The following is a 20,795-nucleotide window of genomic DNA, read 5'->3' on the forward strand; positions in this document are numbered from 1 at the left end:
GAAGAACAGAGAGGTTCTTTTATGACCGCCGTCACGAAGGTCGCGATCGCCGGAAGCGGCGTCGCAGGGCTTGCCACCGCCATCCAGCTTGCCAAGGCCGGTGTCGAGGTCGACGTCTTCGAGTCGAAACCCGAGCTGAGCGCGCTCGGCTCGGGCATCACCCTGCAGGGGAACGCGCTGCGCGCGTTCGCCGCGCTCGGCGTCTGGGACGACGTGCAGGCGAAGGGCTACTTCTTCGAGGGGCTGACGCTTCGGGCGCCGGGTCCGGACGCGCCGGTCGTCGCCGACCTGCCTGAGGTGAAAACGGGCGGTCCCGACTTCCCAGCGACCGGCGGCATGTACCGCCCGGACCTCGCGCGCATCCTGCTCGACCACGCGGTCGCAGCGGGCGCGAACGTCCGGTTCGGCACGAAGGTCACCGGCGTCGCGGAGACCGCCGACGGTGTCGCGGTGGAGGTCGACGGCTCGCCTGCGGGCACCTACGACCTCCTGGTCGGCGCCGACGGGCTCAACTCGGTCGTCCGGGAGCTGATCGGCATCACGACCAAGCCGCAGCCGACCGGCATGGGCATCTGGCGGTCGTTCGTCTCGCGCCCGGCCTCGGTCGAGCACAGCGAGCTGTACTACGGCGGGCCGGTGTACATCGCGGGCTACACGCCCACCGGAGAGGACACGATGTACGCGTTCCTCGTCGAGCCGGCGCAGGAACGCGTCGGACTCACCGACGAGGAGGCGGTCGCCCTCATGCTCGCGGAGTCGCAGGCCTACGGCGGTCCGTGGAACGACATCCGCGCCGACCTGCAGGCGGGCGCGAAGGTCAACTACACCTGGTTCACGCAGCACATCGTGCCTGCCCCGTGGAACCGCGGGCACTCAGTGGTGATCGGCGACGCCGCGCACACCTGCCCGCCCACGATCGCGCAGGGCGCGGCGCAGGCGCTGGAGGATGCGGTCGTGCTGACCGAGCTGCTGCTCGCGAGGGACACCGTGGACGACGCCCTCTGGGACGAGTTCCACGCCCGTCGCCTCCCGCGCGCACAGGCCGTGGTCGACGCCTCCGTGCAGCTCGGCCAATGGCAGATCGACCACGACAGGGAGGCCGACGCCGCCGGGCTCATCTTCGGCATCTCGCACAGGATGGCGGAGCCGGCATGAGGATCGCACGCTGGGCGGCCGATGGCGTTGCCGGCGAGGGCTTCGTGATCGGGGATCGTGTGGTCCCGTTCCCGGATTCCCGGACCGTGAGCGATGTCCTCACGCGAGGACTGTCGGAAGCGCACGCCCTGTTCGCCCGCGTGAGTGACTCTCACGGGACCGCGCTCGCCGACGTCCGGCTGCTTGCGCCGCTCGTCCCCGCATCGATCCGCGATTTCGTCGCCTTCGAGGAGCACGTGGAGGGCGTCAGCGCCTCGGTGGACGGCAAAAGCGAGGTCGTGCCCGAGTGGTACCAGGCGCCGACCTTCTACTTCACCAACCCGCACACGGTGCTCGGTCCCGGCGAGCATTTGCGGCCCCCCGTCAGCGCACGGCTCGACTTCGAACTGGAGGTTGCGGCGGTCATCGGCGGCGCATCCGGTGTCGACGGCGCGAACCTGACCGCCGACGACGCAGCCGGGGTGATCTTCGGCTACACGATCATGAACGACTGGTCGGCCCGCGACCTGCAGTCGCGCGAGATGAAGGTGCGGCTCGGGCCCGCCAAGGGCAAGGACTTCGGGATGAGCCTGGGGCCTTGGATCGTGACCGCCGACGAGTTCGAGCCGTACCTCGACGACGACGGCTTCCTCGCGATCCGCGCCGAGGTGTACGTCAACGACGAGCGCATCGGGCATGACCTCGTCTCGAACATGGGCTGGCCGTTCCCGGAGCTGGTCGCCTACGCCTCGCGCAACTCGCGCGTCGTTCCCGGCGATGTGCTCGGCTCCGGAACGACAGGAAACGGCGGCTGCCTGGCCGAGTTGTGGGGCCGCCGCGGGGAGCTCACTCCGCCTCCGCTGACCGACGGCGACACGGTGCGGATGGTGGTGGAGGGCATCGGCGAGCTGGTGGGACCTGTCGGCGCGGCCGTCCCAGCGCCCGAGCTACCCGCAGCGCGGGAACGTTCGCGACACCGCAGCCGCGAGGAGCAGGTCGCGCGATGAGCTCCACCTTCCTCGACGCGTTCGCCCGGCTCGACGGCACGACCATCGTCGTCACCGGCGCCGCTCGCGGTCAGGGCGCTGCCGAGGCGCGGATGCTCGCGGAGCTCGGCGCCCGGGTGATCGCGACCGATGTCGTCGAGCCCGACGGTGCGCTGGACGACCGCATCGCTTTCCGCCACCTCGACGTAACGGACGAGGAAGCGTGGGCACAACTCGCCGCGGAGCTCGCCAGAACCCTGCGTGGGACCCCGCTCCGGGGCCTGATCAACAACGCCGGGGTCACGCACCGCGCCGGGATCGGCCAGACCGAACGCGCCGACTGGGACCGGGTGCTCGCGGTCAACCTGACCGGTCCGATGCTCGGGATGCGCGCCCTCGCGCCGCTCATGGGCGACGGCTCGTCGATCGTGAACGTCGGCTCGGTCGCCGGACTCACCGGTCACTACACGGCCGCGTATACGGCCTCCAAGTGGGGTCTCCGGGGGCTGTCCCGCGTCGCGGCGACGGAGTACGGCCCGCGCGGCATCCGGGTGAACACCATCCATCCCGGCTTCATCGAGACCGACATGACCGCCAACGCTCCGGAGGCGATGCGGGAGGCGCAGCTCGAGCTGACGCCGCTCGGACGTCTCGGGGAGGCCGACGACGTCGCCGGCCTCGCCGTCTTCCTGATCTCGGACGCGTCCCGCTACCTCTCCGGCGCCGACCTCCCGGTCGATGGAGGATTCGCCTCCTCCGCCGGGGCCAAATACCTCGCCGACCGCATCGCGGCCGGCGTGCAGCACGTTTCGCAGTAAGTAAGGAGCCCCTCGTGTTCATGTACTTCCCGACCAATTACGTCTGGAGCCTGGCCGTCGTCGCCACCCTCAACAACGGCGGCTTCATCGACGAGGTCGACCGGGCGTGCAAGCCGGTGCTGCTCGCGTCGCAGAACGGCGACGACGCCGGCACCGCCGAGCTGTACGCCTCGTGGGAGGCCGTCGCCGACCGCCTGGTGGCGAAGGCGCAGGCCGATGAGGCCGCGGGTCGCCGGATCGGCGCGGGGGAGACGTACTACCGGGCGTCGCTGTACACCTCCCAGGCCGAGCGCCTGCAGTCGCCGCGGTGGGAGGGACGCAACGCCGCCTACCAGAAGTCGATCGACCTGCTGCTGAAGCACGTGGAACTCAGCGACATCCCGCTCACGCGGGTGGAGGTGCCCTACGGCGACTCGTCGCTGCCCGGCTACTTCTACCGCGCTCCCGGCGACGGGCCGCATCCCGTCATCATCCAGTGGAACGGCCTCGACTCCACCAAGGAGATGATGTTCTACTCCGGGTTCCCGAAGATGCTGGCCGAGCGCGGCATCTCGACCCTCATGATCGACACTCCGGGTTCGGGGGAGGCGCTGCGGCTGCGGGGCCTGACGGCACGCTACGACACGGAGGTATGGGCGGCGGCGATCATCGACTGGATCGAGGCGAACGCGCAGGAGCTCGGCGCCGACCCCGAACAGATCGGTATCGTCGGCTGGTCGCTCGGCGGCTACTACGCCCCGCGGGCGGCGGCCTTCGAGAAGCGCCTCGCGCTCACAGTGGCCTGGGGGGCCAACCACAACTGGGCGGCGGTGCAGGAGGCGCGGCGCAACCGTGAGGGCGAGAACCCCGTGCCGCACTACTGGGACCATGTGTTCTGGGTGTGGGGCGTGCACGACATGGACGAGTTCATCGAGAAGACCAGCGGGATGCACCTGAACGGGGTGGCCGAGAAGATCACCGTCCCGCTGCTCATCACGCACGGCGCGGGCGATCGGCAGATCCCCGTCCGCTATGCCCACGAGACGTACGAGCAGGCGGTCAACAGCCCTCGGCGCGAGCTGCGGATCTTCGACGATCCGGAGGGCGGCACCGAGCACATCTCGATCGACAACATGCCGTACGTCGCGGGGATCATCGCCGACTGGGTCGCGGAGACCTTCGCCGCCCTCGAGCCGTCGGCCGCCGGCGGGGCGCCCGCCGTCGCCGCCGACGCCCGCTGACCGGAACCGGAGAACCATGCGCACCCAGGTCGCCATCATCGGGGCGGGCCCCGCGGGGCTCCTCCTCGGCCACATCCTGCAACGAGCCGGCATCGGCTTCGTCATCCTGGAGCAGAAGAGCCGCGAGTACGTGCTCGGCCGCATCCGGGCGGGAGTGCTGGAGCAGGGGTCGGTCGACATCCTGCGCGACCTCGGGCTCGACTCCGACCTGGATGCGCGCGGGCTCACCCACCACGGCATCTACCTGCAGTACGAGGGGCAGCGCCGCCACCTCGACTTCGTCGACCTGGTCGGGCGCACGGTCACGGTGTACGGGCAGCAGGCGCTGGTGAGGCACCTGCTGGCCGAGCACGACCGGCTCGGCTCCGATGTCCGCTTCGAGGTCGAGGGCGTCGCGCCGCACGGCATCGACTCGGGCGCCCCGTACGTGACCACGGCCGACGGCGAACGGATCGACTGCGACTTCATCGTGGGCGCCGACGGCTACCACGGGGTGTGCCGGCCGGCCATCCCGGGCGTGACGGCACTCGAGCGGGATTACCCGTACGCCTGGCTCGGCATCCTCGCCGACGTGGCGCCGTCCACGGACGACCTGATCTACGCACTCCACCCGGAGGGCTTCGCTATGCACTCGATGCGCTCGCTCGAGGTCTCCCGGCTGTACCTCCAGGTCGATCCGTCCGAGTCGATCGACGAGTGGCCCGACGACCGGATCTGGGAGCAGCTGCAGACCCGGCTCGGCGTCGACGGCTGGACGCTGCACGAGGGCACGATCACCGAGAAGTCCATCACCCCGATGCGCAGCTTCGTTGCGTCGACCCTGGAGCACGGCCGGCTCTTCCTGGTCGGCGACGCCGGGCACATCGTGCCGCCCACCGGTGCCAAAGGGCTCAACTCGGCGATCGCCGACGTCGCGCTGCTCGGCCGCTCGCTCGCCGCGCGCTATGGCGGCGACGACTCCCCGCTCACCCGCTACAGCGCGTCGGCGCTGGCGCGGCAGTGGAAGGTGCAGCAGTTTTCCCAGTGGATGACCGAGATGCTGCACGTGCACCGCGAGATCGCCGACGAGTCGACCCGCGCCTTCCGCTACCGCAGTCAGGTCGGTCAGCTCGAGTACACGACCGGGTCTCGGCACGCGCAGGCGGCGCTCGCCGAGCAGTACGCCGGCCTTCCCTTCTGAGGAGGAACGATGACCGAACTCAGCCAGCAGCAGATCAGCGCCGAGATCGCGGAGGTGCAGGCGGCGGCGCACGCCGCAGCCACCGCGGCCGCACCGCTCCCGATCCACCCGCTGCGCGACTTCGCGCCCTATCGCAGCTCGACCCTCCGGCATCCCACCCACGAGCTGGTGCGCGCCGACCCGGAGGAGATCGAGCTCGTCTCGCCCGCGTTCGGGCATTCGGACGTGACGCCGGAGGAGAGCGACCTGACCATCCAGCACAGCGGCGAACCGCTGGGCGAACGGATCATCGTGGCCGGCCGGGTGCTCGACGGCGAGGGCCGCCCGGTGCGCGGGCAACTCATCGAGGTGTGGCAGGCGAACTCGTCGGGCCGGTACGTGCACAAGCGCGACCAGCACCCCGCGCCGCTCGACCCGAACTTCACCGGCGTCGGCCGGGCGATCACCGGCGACGACGGCTCGTACCGGTTCGTGACCATCAAGCCGGGGCCCTACCCCTGGAAGAACCACTGCAATGCCTGGCGGCCGGCGCACATCCACTTCTCGCTGTTCGGCTCGCAGTTCACCCAGCGGCTGATCACGCAGATGTACTTCCCGACCGACCCGCTGTTCGCGCTCGACCCGATCTACCAGTCCATCGTCGATCCGGCGGCGCGCGATCGGCTCAAGGCGAGCTACGATCACGACCTCAGCGTGCCGGAGTGGGCGATGGGATACCGCTGGGACATCGTGCTCACCGGCGCCAAGGCGACGTGGATGGAGCCGGAGGAGGGCGAACATGCCTGAGGCCGAGTACCTGCAGACGCCGTCGCAGACCGTCGGGCCGTTCTTCGGCTACGCGCTGCCGTACGAGGGCGATTCCGAGGTGACGCCTCGGGCGGACCCGGAGTCGATCCGGCTGCACGGCACCGTGTACGACGGCGCCGGCGTACCGGTGCCGGACGCGATCCTCGAGATCTGGGGCCCGGATGCGTCGGGCGCCGTGATCGCCGAGCGGGGCAGCCTCCACCGCGACGGCTACACCGTGACGGGCTTCGGCCGCGCCGCCGTCGACCGAGCAGGGCACTACACGTTCACGACCGTCCGGCCGGGTGCGACCGCCGACGGTCGCGCGCCGTATCTCCTCGTGACCGTGTTCGCCCGCGGGCTGCTGCACCACCTGTTCACGCGCGCGTACTTCTCGGCCGACGATCCCTTTCTCGCGACCGTGCCCGAGGACCGCCGCGGCACTCTCGTTGTGGAGCAGGATGGGGAGCGCAGCTACCGGTTCGACATCCGGCTGCAGGGGGAGGGCGAGACGGTGTTCCTCGACTTCATGGGGGACGGACGTGGCTGACGCGTTCGACTGGGGGCTGCTCGAACCAGCGGCCACCGACGGCATGGCCGCCTCGGACGACCGGGTGCTGGACGCGATGGTCGCGTTCGAGAGCGCGCACCTGGAGGTCTGGAGCGAACTGCTCGGCGTCGCAGTGCGGACGACCCTCGACCCGTCGCGCATCGACAAGGATGAGCTGCTCACCGCGACCCGACTGGCCGGCGTCCCCGTCGTGGGCCTGGTGCAGGCGCTGCGTGCCCAGGTCTGGAAGTCCAGCGGACTCGTGCACCAAGGGCTGACCAGTCAAGACGTCGTGGACAGCGCGCTCATGATGGTGTCGCGCGAGGCGCTGGGCAGCGCGCGCGGGAGTCTGGCCGCAGCGGCGCAGACCCTCGGGGAGCTGTCTCGCGAGCACGCGCGCACGCCCCTGATGGCGCGGACGCTGATGCAGGATGCCGAGCCCAGCACCCTGGGAGCCGTGTTCGCCTCCTGGCTCGACGGGGTCGTCTCGGCGATGGAGGCGGTCGACGCGACCGCGTTCCCGGTGCAGGTCGGCGGTGCCGTCGGGACCGGTGAGGCGTTCCCGCGCATCTCCGGGCGCCCCGACGCGGTCTCTGTCCTGCGCTCGCAGCTCGCCGCACGTCTCGCGCTGGCCGACCCCGGGCGGTCCTGGCACACGGAACGGACACCCGTGCTCGCGGTGGTGGATGCGGCCGCGCGCGTGTGCGCCGCGGCCGGACGGATCGGCCGCGACCTGGCGCTGCTCGCGCGCGACGGTGTCGTGAAGCCGCTGCAGGGAGGAGCGTCCTCGGCGATGCCGCACAAGCGCAATCCTGTCGACGCCGTCATCCTGACGGCCAATGGGATCCGCGTCGGCGGCATGGTCTCGACCGTGCACATCGCGGCGCTCAGCTATGACGCCCGTCCTGCGGGCGAATGGCACGCGGAGTGGCAGGACTGGCGCGGGACCCTCCGGCTGGTCGAGGAGAGCGCGGCCGTTCTGGCCCACGCCGTCTCCCACGCGCGCATCGACCGCCCGGCCGCTGCGGGCGTCGCGGCCCCGTCGTCGGCGATCGATGCCGCCGTCGTGGCCGTCGAGGCCGCGATCGCCCGTTTCGAGAGGATCACGACCCCATGACGGAGCTCCGACTTCGGGGTGCGATGACCCCTGCGGCACCCTCGGCGGCGGCCGCGCCGCTTCTCGTACTGCTCCCGTCCCTCGGGACGACCGCCGAGCTGTGGGACGGCGCGGTCGCTCAGCTGGCCCAGGATGTCGCGCGGCCGCGCATCCTGCGTGTCGACCTCCCCGGTCATGGCGCGTCGCCCGTCGCTCGCGACGGCTTTACCGTCGCCGACCTGGCGCGAGCGGTGCTCACAATCGTCGACGAGATCGGCGGGGGAGCGTTCCACGTGGCCGGCGATTCTCTGGGTGGTGCTGTCGCGCTCGAGCTGGCGATCACGGCGTCCGAACGGGTGCTGAGCCTGGCGATGTTCTGTTCGGGCGCGGCCATCGGCACTCCGGACGGCTGGGCGGAGCGGGCGGCGCAGGTCCGCGCCTCCGGCACCGCGTCGGTGGTGGCGGGAAGCGCGCAGCGCTGGTTCGCTCCCGGGTACCTGGACGCGCACCCGGACGGCCCCGGCGGCCACGCGCTGAAGACACTGATCGACGTGGACGACGAGTCGTACGCCCTGTGCTGCGAGGCGCTCGCCACGTTCGACCGGCGCCCCGACCTCGGCACTGTGCGCGCTCCCTCCCTCGTCGTGGCCGGCTCCCACGACCAGGTCACCACGCCCGCGCTCATGCGAGAGCTGGCCGACGGCATCCCCGGCGCGCGGTTCGTGGAACTCGCGGACGCGGCCCATCTCGTCCCGCTGGAGGACCCGGCCCAGACCGCCGCGCTGCTGTCGACCACCCTGCTGCGCACCGCGGCGCCGTCCGGCCCGACGACGGAGGACGGGATGCGCGTGCGCCGGGAGGTCCTCGGCGACGCGCATGTGGACCGGGCGACGGCAGCAATCACGCCCGAAACCGCCGACTTCCAGGACTTCATCACCCGCTACGCCTGGGGCGAGGTGTGGGCGCGTCCGCAGCTCAGCCGGCAGCAGCGCTCGATCGCGACACTGGCGAGCCTTGTCACCGGCGGGCACGAGAACGAGCTCCGCATGCACGTGAAGGCGGCACTGCGGAACGGCCTGACGCGCACCGAGATCGCCGAGGTCATCCACCACACCGCCATCTACGCGGGCCTGCCCGCCGCGAACAGCGCGCTCGCGATCATGCGCGACGTCTTCATGGAGGAAACGAATGGATAAGACCTATGCATCGGCCGCCGAGGCGGTCGCTGACATCCCCGAGGGGGCATCTCTCGCCGTCGGCGGTTTCGGCCTGTCCGGCGTCCCCATCGTCACGATCCGCGCCCTGCTTGCGCGCGGCGTCGGAGGTCTCCAGGTCGTCAGCAACAACTGCGGCGTCGACGGCTGGGGGCTCGGCGAGCTGCTCGCCGCCGGCCGCATCCGCCGCGTGATCGCGAGTTACATCGGCGAGAACAAGGAGTTCGCGCGGCAGTACCTCGGCGGCGAGGTGGAGGTGGAGCTCACCCCGCAGGGCACGCTCGCCGAGCGCCTGCGGGCGGGCGGGGTCGGCATCCCGGCCTTCTTCACCGCGACCGGGGCCGGCACGGCGGTGTCCGACGGCGGGATGCCGATCCGGTACGCGCCGGACGGCTCGGTCGCCGAGGCGAGCGGGCCGAAGGAGCTGCGCCCGTTCGACGTGTTCGGCGCCTCGCGCGAGTATGTGCTGGAGACCGCGATCCGCACGGACTACGGCCTGGTGCGCGCCGCCGTCGGCGACAGGCACGGCAACCTGCGCTTCGAGAAGTCGACCCGCAACTTCAACCCGCTGGCCGGGATGGCGGGCCGGATCACGATCGCCGAGGTGGACGAGCTGGTCGAGCCGGGCGTGCTCGGCCCGGACGACATCCACTTGCCCGGTATCTACGTGGACCGGGTGGTCGCGCTGACGCCCGAGCAGTCCGCCGACCTGCCGATCGAGAAGACCACCGTCCGCGTCCGCCCCGAAGGAGCCTGACATGCCGCGAACCCGTGACGAGATGGCCGCCCGCGCCGCGCAGGAGTTGGAGGACGGCTCCTACGTGAACCTGGGGATCGGCCTGCCGACGCTCATCCCGAACCACCTGCCGGAGGGCGTGCACGTCGTCCTGCATTCCGAGAACGGCATCCTCGGCGTCGGGCCATACCCGTGGGAGGGCGAAGAGGATCCGAAGCTCATCAACGCGGGCAAGGAGACGGTCACCGTGCTCCCTGGCGCGAGCTACTTCGACTCGGCGATGAGCTTCGGGATGATCCGCGGGGGCCGCATCGCGACTGCCGTCCTCGGCGCCATGCAGGTCTCCGCGTCTGGCGACATCGCCAACTGGGCTGTGCCCGGCAAGATGGTCAAGGGGATGGGCGGCGCCATGGACCTGGTCAACGGCGCAGAGCGCGTGATCGTCGTGATGGAGCACGTCGCCAAGGACGGGACGCCGAAGCTGGTGGAGCAGTGCACACTCCCGCTCACCGGCCGCGGGTGCGTGGACCGGATCATCACCGACCTCGCCGTGATCGACGTCACCGACGACGGCTTGGTGCTCCGAGAACTCGCCCCCGGAACCACCGAAGAGCAGGTGGTCGCGGCGACCGGCGCGCCGCTCGCAATCGCGCTGGAGAGCATCCATGCCTGAGCTGCGCGAGGTCGTGATCTGTTCGCCCCTGCGGACGCCCGTCGGCCGGATGGGAGGCGCACTCGCCCCCGTGCCGGCGCTCGCGCTCGCCGAGACGGTGCTGTTGGCCCTGCTGGAGCGCACGGGGATCGATCCGGCCGTCGTGGAGGGCGTGATCGGTTCCCAGGGGTATCCCACGATGGAGGCGCCCGCCTTCGGCCGCGTCGCCGCCCTGAACGCGGGCTTCCCGGTGACGACGACCGGCTACCAGCTCGACCGCCGGTGCGGGTCTGGACTCCAGGCCGTGATCAACGCGGCGATGGAGGTGCAGACCGGTGCGAGCGATGTGCTGATCGCGTTGGGCGCCGAGTCGATGTCGAACGCCCCTCTCTATACGGAGCAGGGCCGCCGCGGGCTGCCGCCCGCCGGGCTGATGCTGCACGACGCGCTGGCCCGCGGTCGGGAGACCGTCGGCGGCCGGAACTTCCCGACGCCGGAGGGCAACGTCGGTTCGGCCGAGACGCTGCGCCGCGAGTACGGCATCCCGCGCGAGGATCAGGATGCGCTGGCCCTGCGCTCCCACCAGCGCGCCGTCGCGGCCCAGGAGTCCGGCGCGTTCGATGCGGAGCTTGTGCCCGTGACGGTGACCGGCCGTCGCGGCGACGTCGTGATCGCTCGCGACGAGCATCCCCGCGCCGACACGACGCTCGAGGCGCTCGCCGGCCTGCGCCCCATCCTCGGCCGCGACGATCCGGACGCCACGGTCACCGCCGGCAACTCCAGCGGCCAGAACGACGCGGCCGCCGCAGCGATCGTCACGACGCCCGAGCGCGCCGCGGAGCTCGGCCTCACGCCGATGCTGCGGCTGCGGTCGTGGGCCGTCGCGGGCAACGATCCGCGTGTGTTCGGCGTCGCCCCCGTCCCGGCCGCGAACCGCGCCCTGCAGCGCGCCGGGCTCGGCTGGTCCGACATCGACGTGATCGAGCTCAACGAGGCGTTCGCCGTGCAGGTTCTCGCCTGTCTCGCCGACTGGGGCATCGACGCCGAGGACCCGCGGCTCAATCCGCGCGGCAGCGGCATCTCGATCGGCCACCCGATCGGGGCGACGGGCCTGCGGATGCTGGCGACACTCGCACACGAGCTGCCCGCCCTCGACGGCACCCTCGCCGTCGAGACCATGTGCATCGGCGGCGGACAAGCGCTTGCCGCCGTCTTCGAGCGACTGTGAAGGACTGAGATGACGTCGACCGAACCGACCGGCGAACGGCCCTGGCTGAACGCCGACCTCCCGACCAGCGAACGGATCGATCTTCTTCTGAACGCGATGACGCTCGAGGAGAAGGCCGGTCTCTTCTTCCACACCATGATCGGCGTGGGTGCGCTCACGGAGCCGAACCCCGTCTTCGGGACCCCGGCTCCCGTCGAATTCGTCGAGGGGCGACACTTGTCGCATTTCAACGTGGTGGGCGGCGGTGACGCCACCGCCCGGGAACTCGCCGAGTGGCACAACGCCCTACAGGAGATCGCCGCTTCCACCCGCCTGGGCATCCCGGTGACCCTGTCGAGCGATCCGCGGCACTCGTTCACCGACAATCCCGGAACCGCGATGCTGGCTGGGCCCTTCTCGCAGTGGCCCGAGCCGCTCGGGCTGGCGGCGATCGGCGATGAGGAGCTCGTGGAGCGGTTCGCGGACATCGCCCGGCAGGAGTATGTGGCCGTCGGACTGCGGGTCGCCCTGCATCCCCAGGTGGATCTCGCCACCGAACCGCGCTGGTCGCGCCAGCTGGCGACCTTCGGCGAGGATGCGGAACTCACCGGCCGCTTGGGTTCGGCGTACGTGCGCGGGTTCCAGGGCACCTCCTTCGGTCCCGGATCCGTCTCGACGATGACGAAGCACTTCCCGGGCGGGGGCCCGCAGAAGGACGGCGAGGACCCGCACTTTCCCTATGGCAGGGAGCAGGTCTACCCCGGCGGCGCCTTCGAGGTCCACCTCAAGCCGTTCGAGGACCTCATCGCCGCCGGAACGCGTCAGATGATGCCCTACTACGGGATGCCCGTCGGGACCGAGTACGAAGAGGTCGGATTCGGGTTCAACAAGTCCGTGGTCACCGGGCTCCTGCGCGACCGGTTCGGGTTCGACGGACTCGTCTGCACCGACTGGGGGCTCCTGACCGACCACAAGATCTTCGGCGACCCGTTCCCGGCCCGTGCCTGGGGAGTCGAACACCTGAGCCCGCGCGAGCGGATGAAGAAGGTCATCGACGCGGGTGTCGATCAGTTCGGCGGCGATGCCTGTCCCGAGCTGCTGGTCGACCTCGTCGTCTCGGGGGAGGTCACGGAGTCCCGCGTCGACGAGTCCGCACGTCGGATCCTCCGCGAGAAGTTCGAGCTCGGCCTCTTCGAGACGCCGTACGTCGACGCCGCTGCGGCGGACGCGATCGTCGGGAATCCGGAGTTCCGTGCCGCCGGCGAGCGAGCGCAGCGCGCATCCATCACCGTGCTGACCAACGGGTCCGCCGATTCGCCGGCGCTGCCCCTGGCCGCTGCCTCCCGGTTGTACGTCGAGGGCATCGACCCCGAGCGCTTCGCCGGGTACGCCGAGTTCGTGCCGACGCCGGAGGAGGCGGACGCGATCATCGTGCGGCTGCAGGCGCCGTTCGAGCAGCGGCGCACGACCTTCGAGAGCATGTTCCATTCGGGCTCACTGGAGTTCCCGGACGAGCTCATCGATCACCTTCGCGAGCTCGCGAAGCACGCGCCCACCATCGTCGACGTCTTCGCCGACCGGCCGGCCATCCTCGAACCGATCGTCGAGATCGCGGCCGCCGTCACGGTGAACTGGGGAGCGAGCGCCGAGGCGCTCCTCGACGTGCTGACCGGACGATTCGCTCCCCAAGGTCATCTTCCGTTCGACCTCCCGCGGTCCATGGAGGCGGTGGAGGCGGCTCGGTCCGATGTGCCCTTCGACACTTCCGATCCGCTGTTCCGCTTCGGTCACGGCATCACCGAACTGGGCGCCCCTGGTCGTCCGAAAGGTGGGCCGGGCGCCGATGATCGTCGCCTTGCAGCCACTCGTCGAAAGTGACCCTCGACACCAGGCGATCGGCAGCCCCCCGGAGCGACCCCGACGCCAGCTCGTCACCGCTTCCGGCGGGCGGCGTCGGAAGGACGACCTGGAGTCAGGGGACGAACCAGATGATGAACAGGGTCGCCAGGATCGCCCCGGCGACGACGCTCAGCGCGATGAAAGTGAGCCAGTACGGTCGCAGCGACGCAGCGATGATCACGAGCGCCACCGGAATCCACCCGACCGCGACGAGAACGCCGATCATGACCATCCGCGCCACGAAGTTCCACTGGCGGAGCATGAGGCCGTCAGCCGCCGCCATGAAGATGAGGACGAGCGCCGCGACCGCTACCAGGATGTTCGCGGCGATGGTGCGCCGGCCGAGCCCGGTCGGCGCTGGCGCGACGACGAGCCCTTGCTCCGACATCCGATCCCCCAACCGCCCGATGTGGTCAGTGTACGAGGTGGCCGTCCATAATCGACGGAGACCTCTAGCCCGCTAGCGTCAAGCCAACGATTTCGACGTTCGTGTGGTTGTCGTTGCAGTAGGGAGAACTATGCGCCTCGACGATCTGCACGGCCCGACGATCGACGACTTTTCGGGTATCGCGACGTCTCGGCTGATCCTCGGGATCTTCGTGACGGCGCTCGTCATCTCGATCGCTGTGAGTGCCTGGTCCGTCGTGCGGGCAGCGCGACGGAGGAATCGACGGGTCGAGGCAAAGCGCCCCACCGAGACACCGTCAGGTGGACGAGCCTGACGATGCGACGACGCACGAGAACAGCCGGCGCGTCAGGAGTGGTCAGTCTGATTACGGCACTTGCATTGTCGTGTTGCGCACTGAGTGCGTGCCCCGCGATCGGATACGTAGACACCTCTCCGGTCGCGCTGACGTTCCGGGAAGCGCTTCCTGCCGACGCTACTGTGTCGGCCTGCTTCGGAGGCGACTGTGAGCCGGCGCCAGTATCGGCGAACCGGGATGGCAGGCACCTGGTGCCTCAGCGGGCGCCCTTCCTCGAGAGCACGACCCAGCAGCCGAAGACCATGCGCGTGGTCGTGGCCACGACCACCGAGGTGCTCCACGACGTGGTGCACGACATCCCGATCCACGCGGAGCGCACGGGGCTGTTGGGTCAGTGTCCGGGGCCGTGGTCGTACGAGCCCGTGGAAGTCCCGCTTGGCTGAGAGCCGGATGAGGCCCCTCTTCGACGAGTCACACCTCAGCAACACGCATGCGGCTTACACAGAGGCATCGACGGCATCCCAGAAGGCCAGGAGCTCGGTCGCCAGCGCTTCGGGCTGTTCGAGAGGGATGAGGGTTCGCGCCGCCCTGATTGTGACGACCCGCGCGAGCGGTCCCGCCGCGGCCGCCGCACGTTCCGCGTCAGCGGGGCTCCAGTCGCCGCGGTCGTCGGAAGCCACGAACAGGCTCGGCACGGTGATCTGCGGCAGCAGCGTCGAGACGTCCACCCGGTTGAGGATGAACGATCGCAAGGCCCGGCTCATGCTGGCTCTCCCCGGGCGTTCGAGGCTTTCGACGACGAGGTTCCGGATGCGTGGGTCGGCAGCGGAGGCGTCGGTCAGCATCGCTTGGATCACCGCCGAGCGCACCGGTCCCACCGGCCCCGCCAGCCGCAAGACCGGTGCGAGCACCAGGATCTTCGCCCGAAGCGCAGCGGCGATCGGCTCCACCGGCGAGCTGATGGCCGCGAACGAGCGCAGCACGCCGGGCTGCGCGGCCAGCTCGTAGCCGACATGGCCGCCGAATGCGTTGCCCACCCAGTCGACCGGGGCGTCGGCGCCCAGCTGCTCGAGCGTATCCTGAGCCGCCCCGGCCGCCTCGCTGATGCTGCTGGGCCGGTGAAGGTGCTCGCTCCGACCGAGGCCGGGCGGGTCGATGAGCACGTAGCTGCGGTCGGGCCTCGCACGTCGGAGGAGGGGAAGCACGCGGTCCCAGGTGTGGCTGTCGACGAACATCGACGACCAGAACACCGTCAGCGGGCCTCCGCCGCTGGAGCTGATGTACCGCGCGTTGAGTGTGCCGAGGCGAGTGGGCACGGCCCGCAGGCGATCATTTGATGTGAATGAGATTGACATGAAAGTTGATGTTAGTCTGATTCACATGAAAGCGCCAGACCCCTCCGCCAAACGCGAGTACCGGATGTCGGCTCGGGCGGCGTCCGCGGGGGCTACGGCCGAACGCATCATCGACGCGATGCTCGCGCGCTTTGCCACAACCCCCTATGAGCACATCCGACTCGACGATGTGGCCGCGGATGCGGGGGTCACGGTGCAAACCCTCATCCGCCGGTTCGGGGGCAAGGGGCCGTTGATGGTCGCGGTCGTCGATCGCGAGCTGGGCCGGATCGTCGCCGCGCGCGAGTCCGCCCACGGAGCCGCCGTCCGCGAGTCACCCGATGGAGCGTCGGCCGGGGCCGGTGCGGCCGGCACGATCGCGGCACTGGTGGCGCACTACGAGGTCTACGGTGCCCTCATTCTCAAGATGTACTCCGAGGCCCCGCTTGTGCCCGGGCTCGATGAACGAGCTGCCCGAGGACGCGCCTATCACGTGGACTGGTGCCGCCGAACCTTCGAGCGCTACCTCGATCGCGGACTCGACGACGAGACCCGCAGTATCCGGCTCGCTCAGATCGTGGTGATCTGCGACGCCACCGCTTGGCGGATCCTGCGTTTCGATGGCAAGCTCACTCCGGCCGAAACCGAGCGGGCCGTCGCCGACCTGCTCCGCCCGCTGCTCGCCGCCGCCCCGACCCCGTAGCTTCGCGCAAAGAACCGGGCCCGGCAGGAAGTCGTCCTGCCGGGCCCGGTGCCGTGTTTAGCGCCGACGTGTCACTCGTCGTCGTGGTCTACCGAACCGGGGGCGATTCCCGGCACGTCGTCCGGACCGTAGATCTTCGCGTCGCCCGGATACGGGGACGTCCAGTGGTGGGTCTGGTACCAGGTCCACCGGTTCATGAGGTCCGGGTTGTCGTAGTCCGGGATGGCCGGGTGGCCGGCGGTGCCGGTGAAGTGCTGCTTTCCGGCCCACTTCTGCCACTTGGCCGCGGTCGCCTGCTCGGCCGCCGGAACCTCGGCAGCCTTGGCGGCGTCCGCGTTGACCTGCTTCGCCGCATCGCCGGTCGCGCCCAGGGTGTCGAAGCCGCACGACGGAGCGGTGACGACGCCCTCGGTGAGCGGCACCTGGTTGAGGACCGCGTTGTAGGGCGTGAGATCGGGCTTGTCGGTGAAGGCGTCCGTCATCGGGGTCGCCGCCGCGAGCTTCTGGTTCATCGGCTGTGCGCCGAGGATCTGCTCGATGGTGCGCACCAGGTTGATCTGCGAGTAGTACGTGCTCACGGTCTTCCCGTGGGCGGCGTACGGGCTGATCACCTGGATGGGTGCGCGGTGGCCGTCGACGTGGTCGGCACCATCCTGGGTGTCGTCCTCCGCGACGAAGATCGCCGAGTCCTTCCAGTACTGGGAGTGCGAAATCTCGTCCACGATCTTGCCGACGGCGAGGTCGTTGTCCGCCACCTGCGCTTCCGGGTCCGCCGTGCCGCCGGTGTGGTCGCTGGACAGCCACACCATGTTCAGGTTCGACGGGCCGTTCTTCTCGAAGTCCTGCTTCCAGGTCTCGTACCGGTAGATGTCCGGCACCGCCAGGTCGAACGGCGCGGCATTCGGGTCGGTGATGGCGTTGAGCGACGGGATGGCCGAGCTCGCGTGGAGCTGGATGGACGGGTCGAACAGCTTCGACGGGTCGCCGCCGGCCATCACATCCTTCGCCGTGCAGTAGTACTGCTGCCAGGTGGCGCCGGCCGGCTTGCCCTCGCCGTACTCGAACTCGCCGAAGTTCTTCGCCGTCTTGCCTGCGGACTGGATGGACGTCCACAGGAAGCCGGAGCGCTGGTGGCCCAGCACATCCTCTTCGGTGTCGTACGAGCGGGTGTACTCGCCGGCGCTGGTCTCGGTGTACGCGGGGTTGTCGCCCTGCATCAGCCAGTTGTGGCCTTCGGCCGAGTTCGTCCCGATGTCGTACGTGTTGTCGTACAGGCCGAACTGTGTCGCGAGCGCGTGCTGGTTGGGGGTGACCTTGGCTCCGAACTGGGTCAGCGTCGCGTCGCCGTTGCCCTGCTTCATGTCGCCGTAGAGCTGGTCGTAGCTGCGGTTCTCCTTGACGAGGAGGAACACGTGCTTGATCGGCGAGGGCTCTCCGATCCGCTTCGGGATCGCGCTCGCCCCACCATTCACGCCCTCCTCGCCTTCGGCGGGCTTGACGGACTTGCCGTCCCAGCCGTTCTGAGCGAACACGGTGGCCGTGTACTTCTGGATCTGCTTGTCGCTCGGAAGCGCGAACTTCGTGAGCGACGCTGTGGTGGCATGGGTGGCGTGACCGGTCGCCGGGGTCGTCCCCTGGCCTTTGTTGAAGGTCAGCGCCGGTCCCCGGGCGTCGATTCCGCGCGTGTTCGTGACCACGATGGAGCCCTTTACCGCCGTGACGTTCTCCGGGTAGTAGTCGGTCGGCAGCAGGCCGATGTAGCTGGCCGGGTCGCGCGGGTCCTTCCGGTCGACGGTGTAGACGGCGATGGCGTTGGCGCGGCCCAGCGACACCAGCAGGTGATCGCCCTGCTGGGTGATCGCGGTCGGCTGGTAGCCGGTCTGCGACGATGCCCACGGCTGGGTCGCGAAGGTCTGGACGACCTTGTTCGAGCGGGTGTCGATCACGGAGACGGTGTCGCTGTTGGTGTTCGCCACGTACAGCGTCGTGCCGTCGAGGTGCATCGCGGTCGGGTGCAGCTGGACCGGGATGGTGGCGGCCGGCACCGACGGAGCGCTCGTGTCGATGACGCTCACCGAGCCGGTCGTGGTGGTGCCGAGGGTGGTGTCGGCGGGCACCGCGGTGCCGTACGAGTCCATCGTCGCCTCACCGGGGAGCGCCTGACGGCCGCCCTCGTTCGAGACATACAGATGCGACCCGACGAATGTCAGCTGACGCGGCGCGATCCCCACCGCGAACGTCTGCGTGATGGTGCCGGCGACCGGGTCGATGGCGACGACCGTGTTCTGCCCGTTGACCGCGGCGTAGAGCGTCGACCCGTCGGGCGAGAACGTCATCCCGGCGGTCAGTGCTTCTTGGCCGCCGGCCGAGTTGGGGATGCTGATCTTCGTGCCCGCGCCGAGCGAACCGTCCGCGTTGAACGGGTAGCGCACGATGCCGGTCGCGACCGGCTCGAAAAGGAACGTGCCGTCCGGAGAGAAGACCGGCCCCTCCTGGCCGACCGTGCCGTCCGAGATCTTGAGGTACTTCATCGCGCCGTAGCCGGCGTTCGTGGCGGCCGTCGCGAACGAGGTCGCGGCCAGGGTGCCGGCGGCGGCCACAGGCTTGTAGGTGTCGAGGTCGAAGACCTGCAGGTCGACCGAGCGGTCGGTGCTCGTGCCCACGAGGAAGCGGCCGTCGGGGCTGACGGTCGATCCCATCAGCTTGCCGAACGGGGTGGTGAGGCGAGACCCGACCGGCTGGATCACCTGGTTGTCGGAGACCTGCTCGCCGTTGGGGTAGTCGCTGCCGACCTGGTGGTTGCCGAAGGCGATGGTGGAGGCGGTGGCGATACCGCCACCGAGGAGGGCGAGCGCGCAGGTGGTCGCGGTGACCGCGAGGACGCGCTGCCCCCTGGTGAGGCTGGAGAAACGACGCGGGCCGGACCGTTTGCGTCGTGGAGTATTGCCGGGCATCTGAGGAGACCTTTCCCGAATTGGATGTGCTGAGTAGCGAACCGAGGGCACAGTGCGAGTACGTGCCGACCGGCTCAGCGGCCTCAGAGGGAGGCCACAGACACGACACTGTTCTGACCCTCGTCAGGGGGTCAAACGAACGGTTCCTTAATGCGCGGTAACTAACGGAAACTGCGCCCGGCGTGTCGGTGGCCGCATGCCAGCGAGCGCGCGGAAACCGCGCACACGGTCGCGCGTCGCCGGGAGGCCGAGTCTGTCTGCTTTCTCAGAGTGCGGGCGTCCATCGACGGAGGCGGTGAACCTGCGAGGAATCGAAGGCGCCGTTCGCTGACGAGTCACTGACCGTTAACGCAAGCGTCGCCTGGCGGTTCAAGGCTTGCTCTGGCCCAAGCGGCCGCTCTCGCTGGCCGAACCGGAGGATTCCGCATGCCCATGCGCACTCGCAAGATCACACTCCTCGTCGCAAGTGTTGTCGCGGCAACGCTTCTGGGGGCGGCCGCCGCCGTCGCCGCTCCCGCGATCGACAACGGCTGGCCGTACGCGTCGCCGGTCAAAGCCGACGACAACAAGACGTACACGCTCGCTGCTGTCGGCGATATCGCCTGCGAGCCCGACGACGACGACAACGCCGCCAACCCCTCCGCTCTGAAATGCGGCAGCCCGAGCCTCGGCGGCTACACGGCCGAGTTCGCGACGGCGAAGCAGGCGACCGCCATGAAGCCGGATGCTGTCGCGCTGCTCGGCGACGAGCAGTACCAGGTCGGCAAGCTGAGCGACTTCGAGGCGTCGTTCGAGCAGGCGTGGGGCGGCCTCAAGTTCCTCGAGCGCCCTGCCCCGGGCAATCACGAGTACTACCCCTACACGAAGAAGGGCGACAACGAGACCGGCCAGAACGGCTCCGGCTACTTCGCGTACTTCAACGGACACGACGAGACCGGAACGCCCAACACGGAAGGTCAGGCCGGCGACGACACCGACGCCAACCAAGGCTGGTACTCGTACAACCTCGGCAACTGGCACATCGTCTCGCTGAACGTGGAATGCAACTCCGCCGCTTTCAAGAACGACTGCTCGACCACCGACGGTGGTCTCCTCTCGCAGGAGACCCAGTGGCTGGCGAACGACCTGAAGAACAACCAGCAGCAGTGCACCATCGCCTACTGGCACCAGCCGACCTTCAGCGCCACTGCCGGCTCGACCGCGACGGTCCCGGCTGCCGCCGCCGGTGCGGGCGGGCAGGAAGGCCAGGTCGCCGACGCCTGGTGGAAGCTGCTCTACGCCAACCACGCGACCCTGGTTCTGAACGGACACGAGCACGCCTATGCGCGTCTCAAGCCGATGGACCCGTCCGGCGCCTACGACCCGAAGAACGGCATCCCGGAGTTCATCATCGGAACCGGCGGCGAAGCGCTCGACTCACTGGCCAAGAACACCGACGGGACCTACGCCAACCAGAACGTGGTCACCGGCTACGACCAGGGTTTCGGGACCATGAAGTTCACGCTCAAACAGCACAGCTACTCGTACTCGTACACCCCGGCACTTGCTGGTCCCGGTCTGGGCGCGGCGGCGCTGAACTACTCGGACTCGGGCTCCGGCAACTGCAAGGGCTGACCTGGCCT

Annotated in this window: 20 protein-coding genes; 17 read left to right on the forward strand and 3 right to left on the reverse strand. The window is 69.6% G+C overall.

Annotated elements, in window-relative coordinates; all coding sequences use genetic code 11:
• The first annotated feature begins 21 nt into the window (after positions 1-21).
• The 13 genes from AB4Z18_RS02725 to AB4Z18_RS02785 are packed head-to-tail and all read left to right on the forward strand — an operon-like array spanning position 22 to position 13,457.
• A complete protein-coding gene (locus AB4Z18_RS02725) occupies positions 22-1,155 on the forward strand; it encodes an FAD-dependent monooxygenase (RefSeq protein WP_441781168.1) in 1,134 nt (377 codons plus the stop codon).
• On the forward strand, positions 1,152-2,141 hold the full coding sequence (locus AB4Z18_RS02730) for a fumarylacetoacetate hydrolase family protein (protein WP_441781169.1): 990 nt from the start codon (positions 1,152-1,154) through the stop codon (positions 2,139-2,141). Before AB4Z18_RS02725 ends, AB4Z18_RS02730 begins: the two co-directional genes overlap by 4 nt.
• Complete coding sequence (locus AB4Z18_RS02735; RefSeq protein ID WP_441781170.1) at positions 2,138-2,938, forward strand: SDR family NAD(P)-dependent oxidoreductase; 801 nt, start codon at positions 2,138-2,140, stop codon at positions 2,936-2,938. Before AB4Z18_RS02730 ends, AB4Z18_RS02735 begins: the two co-directional genes overlap by 4 nt.
• Positions 2,939-2,958: 20 nt before the next feature.
• A complete protein-coding gene (locus AB4Z18_RS02740) occupies positions 2,959-4,158 on the forward strand; it encodes an alpha/beta hydrolase family protein (protein ID WP_441782961.1) in 1,200 nt (399 codons plus the stop codon).
• A gap of 16 nt (positions 4,159-4,174) precedes the next feature.
• Positions 4,175-5,338, forward strand: a complete 1,164-nt coding sequence (locus AB4Z18_RS02745; protein ID WP_441781171.1) for a 4-hydroxybenzoate 3-monooxygenase — start codon at positions 4,175-4,177, stop codon at positions 5,336-5,338.
• Between the two features lie 9 nt (positions 5,339-5,347).
• The gene (pcaH, locus tag AB4Z18_RS02750; protein WP_441781172.1) at positions 5,348-6,124 is read left to right on the forward strand and encodes a protocatechuate 3,4-dioxygenase subunit beta; all 777 of its coding nucleotides are present in this window, start codon (positions 5,348-5,350) and stop codon (positions 6,122-6,124) included.
• The gene (gene pcaG, locus AB4Z18_RS02755; RefSeq protein ID WP_441781173.1) at positions 6,117-6,674 is read left to right on the forward strand and encodes a protocatechuate 3,4-dioxygenase subunit alpha; all 558 of its coding nucleotides are present in this window, start codon (positions 6,117-6,119) and stop codon (positions 6,672-6,674) included. The genes pcaH and pcaG overlap by 8 nt, the downstream gene beginning before the upstream one ends.
• On the forward strand, positions 6,667-7,791 hold the full coding sequence (locus tag AB4Z18_RS02760; protein ID WP_441781174.1) for a lyase family protein: 1,125 nt from the start codon (positions 6,667-6,669) through the stop codon (positions 7,789-7,791). Before pcaG ends, AB4Z18_RS02760 begins: the two co-directional genes overlap by 8 nt.
• Positions 7,788-8,966 carry a bifunctional 3-oxoadipate enol-lactonase/4-carboxymuconolactone decarboxylase PcaDC gene (pcaDC, locus tag AB4Z18_RS02765; protein ID WP_441781175.1) on the forward strand — a complete coding sequence of 393 codons (1,179 nt, stop codon included), beginning with the start codon at positions 7,788-7,790 and terminating at the stop codon, positions 8,964-8,966. Before AB4Z18_RS02760 ends, pcaDC begins: the two co-directional genes overlap by 4 nt.
• A complete protein-coding gene (locus AB4Z18_RS02770; RefSeq protein ID WP_441781176.1) occupies positions 8,959-9,741 on the forward strand; it encodes a CoA transferase subunit A in 783 nt (260 codons plus the stop codon). The genes pcaDC and AB4Z18_RS02770 overlap by 8 nt, the downstream gene beginning before the upstream one ends.
• A 1-nt stretch (position 9,742) precedes the next feature.
• Positions 9,743-10,393, forward strand: coding sequence for a CoA transferase subunit B (locus AB4Z18_RS02775; RefSeq protein ID WP_441781177.1), 651 nt, complete (start codon positions 9,743-9,745; stop codon positions 10,391-10,393).
• Entirely contained in the window at positions 10,386-11,600 is a 1,215-nt protein-coding gene (locus AB4Z18_RS02780) for an acetyl-CoA C-acetyltransferase (RefSeq protein WP_441781178.1), read from the forward strand. The genes AB4Z18_RS02775 and AB4Z18_RS02780 overlap by 8 nt, the downstream gene beginning before the upstream one ends.
• Before the next feature lie 9 nt (positions 11,601-11,609).
• Positions 11,610-13,457 carry a glycoside hydrolase family 3 protein gene (locus AB4Z18_RS02785; protein WP_441781179.1) on the forward strand — a complete coding sequence of 616 codons (1,848 nt, stop codon included), beginning with the start codon at positions 11,610-11,612 and terminating at the stop codon, positions 13,455-13,457.
• 94 nt (positions 13,458-13,551) lie between these two features.
• On the opposite strand, the gene AB4Z18_RS02790 is transcribed toward AB4Z18_RS02785, so the two are convergent.
• The gene (locus AB4Z18_RS02790; RefSeq protein ID WP_441781180.1) at positions 13,552-13,866 is read right to left on the reverse strand and encodes a hypothetical protein; all 315 of its coding nucleotides are present in this window, start codon (positions 13,864-13,866) and stop codon (positions 13,552-13,554) included.
• Positions 13,867-13,996: 130 nt separating this feature from the next.
• Here AB4Z18_RS02790 and AB4Z18_RS02795 point away from each other — a divergent pair, with 130 nt between their 5' ends.
• Positions 13,997-14,200 (forward strand): hypothetical protein, encoded by a 204-nt coding sequence (locus tag AB4Z18_RS02795; RefSeq protein ID WP_441781181.1) that lies wholly within the window; start codon positions 13,997-13,999, stop codon positions 14,198-14,200.
• A gap of 233 nt (positions 14,201-14,433) precedes the next feature.
• On the forward strand, positions 14,434-14,625 hold the full coding sequence (locus AB4Z18_RS02800) for a hypothetical protein (protein ID WP_441781182.1): 192 nt from the start codon (positions 14,434-14,436) through the stop codon (positions 14,623-14,625).
• 54 nt (positions 14,626-14,679) lie between these two features.
• Here the strand turns inward: AB4Z18_RS02800 and AB4Z18_RS02805 are convergent, their stop codons facing one another.
• Positions 14,680-15,537, reverse strand: coding sequence for an alpha/beta fold hydrolase (locus tag AB4Z18_RS02805; protein ID WP_441781183.1), 858 nt, complete (start codon positions 15,535-15,537; stop codon positions 14,680-14,682).
• Between the two features lie 25 nt (positions 15,538-15,562).
• Here AB4Z18_RS02805 and AB4Z18_RS02810 point away from each other — a divergent pair, with 25 nt between their 5' ends.
• Positions 15,563-16,219 (forward strand): TetR/AcrR family transcriptional regulator, encoded by a 657-nt coding sequence (locus AB4Z18_RS02810; RefSeq protein ID WP_441781184.1) that lies wholly within the window; start codon positions 15,563-15,565, stop codon positions 16,217-16,219.
• 71 nt (positions 16,220-16,290) lie between these two features.
• Here the strand turns inward: AB4Z18_RS02810 and AB4Z18_RS02815 are convergent, their stop codons facing one another.
• Entirely contained in the window at positions 16,291-19,173 is a 2,883-nt protein-coding gene (locus AB4Z18_RS02815; protein ID WP_441781185.1) for an alkaline phosphatase family protein, read from the reverse strand.
• A 426-nt stretch (positions 19,174-19,599) separates the two neighbouring features.
• Here AB4Z18_RS02815 and AB4Z18_RS02820 point away from each other — a divergent pair, with 426 nt between their 5' ends.
• Positions 19,600-20,787: a metallophosphoesterase family protein gene (locus tag AB4Z18_RS02820; RefSeq protein ID WP_441781186.1), complete on the forward strand. Its 1,188-nt coding sequence runs from the start codon at positions 19,600-19,602 to the stop codon at positions 20,785-20,787.
• The last annotated feature ends 8 nt before the right edge of the window (positions 20,788-20,795 follow it).

Source organism: Leifsonia sp. 2TAF2 (genome assembly GCF_052115085.1).
In the GTDB taxonomy this organism is placed as follows: Bacteria; Actinomycetota; Actinomycetes; order Actinomycetales; family Microbacteriaceae; genus Leifsonia.

What these genes read in the sequence shown, in the direction of transcription:
- AB4Z18_RS02790 (WP_441781180.1), bottom strand. Translation starts at nt 13,866, where the DNA reads ATGTCGGAGCAAGGGCTCGTCGTCGCGCCAGCGCCGACCGGGCTCGGC.
- AB4Z18_RS02815 (WP_441781185.1), bottom strand. Translation starts at nt 19,173, where the DNA reads ATGCCCGGCAATACTCCACGACGCAAACGGTCCGGCCCGCGTCGTTTC.
- AB4Z18_RS02780 (WP_441781178.1), top strand. Translation starts at nt 10,386, where the DNA reads ATGCCTGAGCTGCGCGAGGTCGTGATCTGTTCGCCCCTGCGGACGCCC.
- AB4Z18_RS02725 (WP_441781168.1), top strand. Translation starts at nt 22, where the DNA reads ATGACCGCCGTCACGAAGGTCGCGATCGCCGGAAGCGGCGTCGCAGGG.
- AB4Z18_RS02805 (WP_441781183.1), bottom strand. Translation starts at nt 15,537, where the DNA reads ATGTCAATCTCATTCACATCAAATGATCGCCTGCGGGCCGTGCCCACT.
- AB4Z18_RS02740 (WP_441782961.1), top strand. Translation starts at nt 2,959, where the DNA reads ATGTACTTCCCGACCAATTACGTCTGGAGCCTGGCCGTCGTCGCCACC.
- AB4Z18_RS02820 (WP_441781186.1), top strand. Translation starts at nt 19,600, where the DNA reads ATGCCCATGCGCACTCGCAAGATCACACTCCTCGTCGCAAGTGTTGTC.
- AB4Z18_RS02795 (WP_441781181.1), top strand. Translation starts at nt 13,997, where the DNA reads ATGCGCCTCGACGATCTGCACGGCCCGACGATCGACGACTTTTCGGGT.
- pcaH (WP_441781172.1), top strand. Translation starts at nt 5,348, where the DNA reads ATGACCGAACTCAGCCAGCAGCAGATCAGCGCCGAGATCGCGGAGGTG.
- AB4Z18_RS02730 (WP_441781169.1), top strand. Translation starts at nt 1,152, where the DNA reads ATGAGGATCGCACGCTGGGCGGCCGATGGCGTTGCCGGCGAGGGCTTC.
- AB4Z18_RS02810 (WP_441781184.1), top strand. Translation starts at nt 15,563, where the DNA reads ATGAAAGCGCCAGACCCCTCCGCCAAACGCGAGTACCGGATGTCGGCT.
- AB4Z18_RS02785 (WP_441781179.1), top strand. Translation starts at nt 11,610, where the DNA reads ATGACGTCGACCGAACCGACCGGCGAACGGCCCTGGCTGAACGCCGAC.
- AB4Z18_RS02775 (WP_441781177.1), top strand. Translation starts at nt 9,743, where the DNA reads ATGCCGCGAACCCGTGACGAGATGGCCGCCCGCGCCGCGCAGGAGTTG.
- pcaG (WP_441781173.1), top strand. Translation starts at nt 6,117, where the DNA reads ATGCCTGAGGCCGAGTACCTGCAGACGCCGTCGCAGACCGTCGGGCCG.
- pcaDC (WP_441781175.1), top strand. Translation starts at nt 7,788, where the DNA reads ATGACGGAGCTCCGACTTCGGGGTGCGATGACCCCTGCGGCACCCTCG.
- AB4Z18_RS02770 (WP_441781176.1), top strand. Translation starts at nt 8,959, where the DNA reads ATGGATAAGACCTATGCATCGGCCGCCGAGGCGGTCGCTGACATCCCC.
- AB4Z18_RS02735 (WP_441781170.1), top strand. Translation starts at nt 2,138, where the DNA reads ATGAGCTCCACCTTCCTCGACGCGTTCGCCCGGCTCGACGGCACGACC.
- AB4Z18_RS02745 (WP_441781171.1), top strand. Translation starts at nt 4,175, where the DNA reads ATGCGCACCCAGGTCGCCATCATCGGGGCGGGCCCCGCGGGGCTCCTC.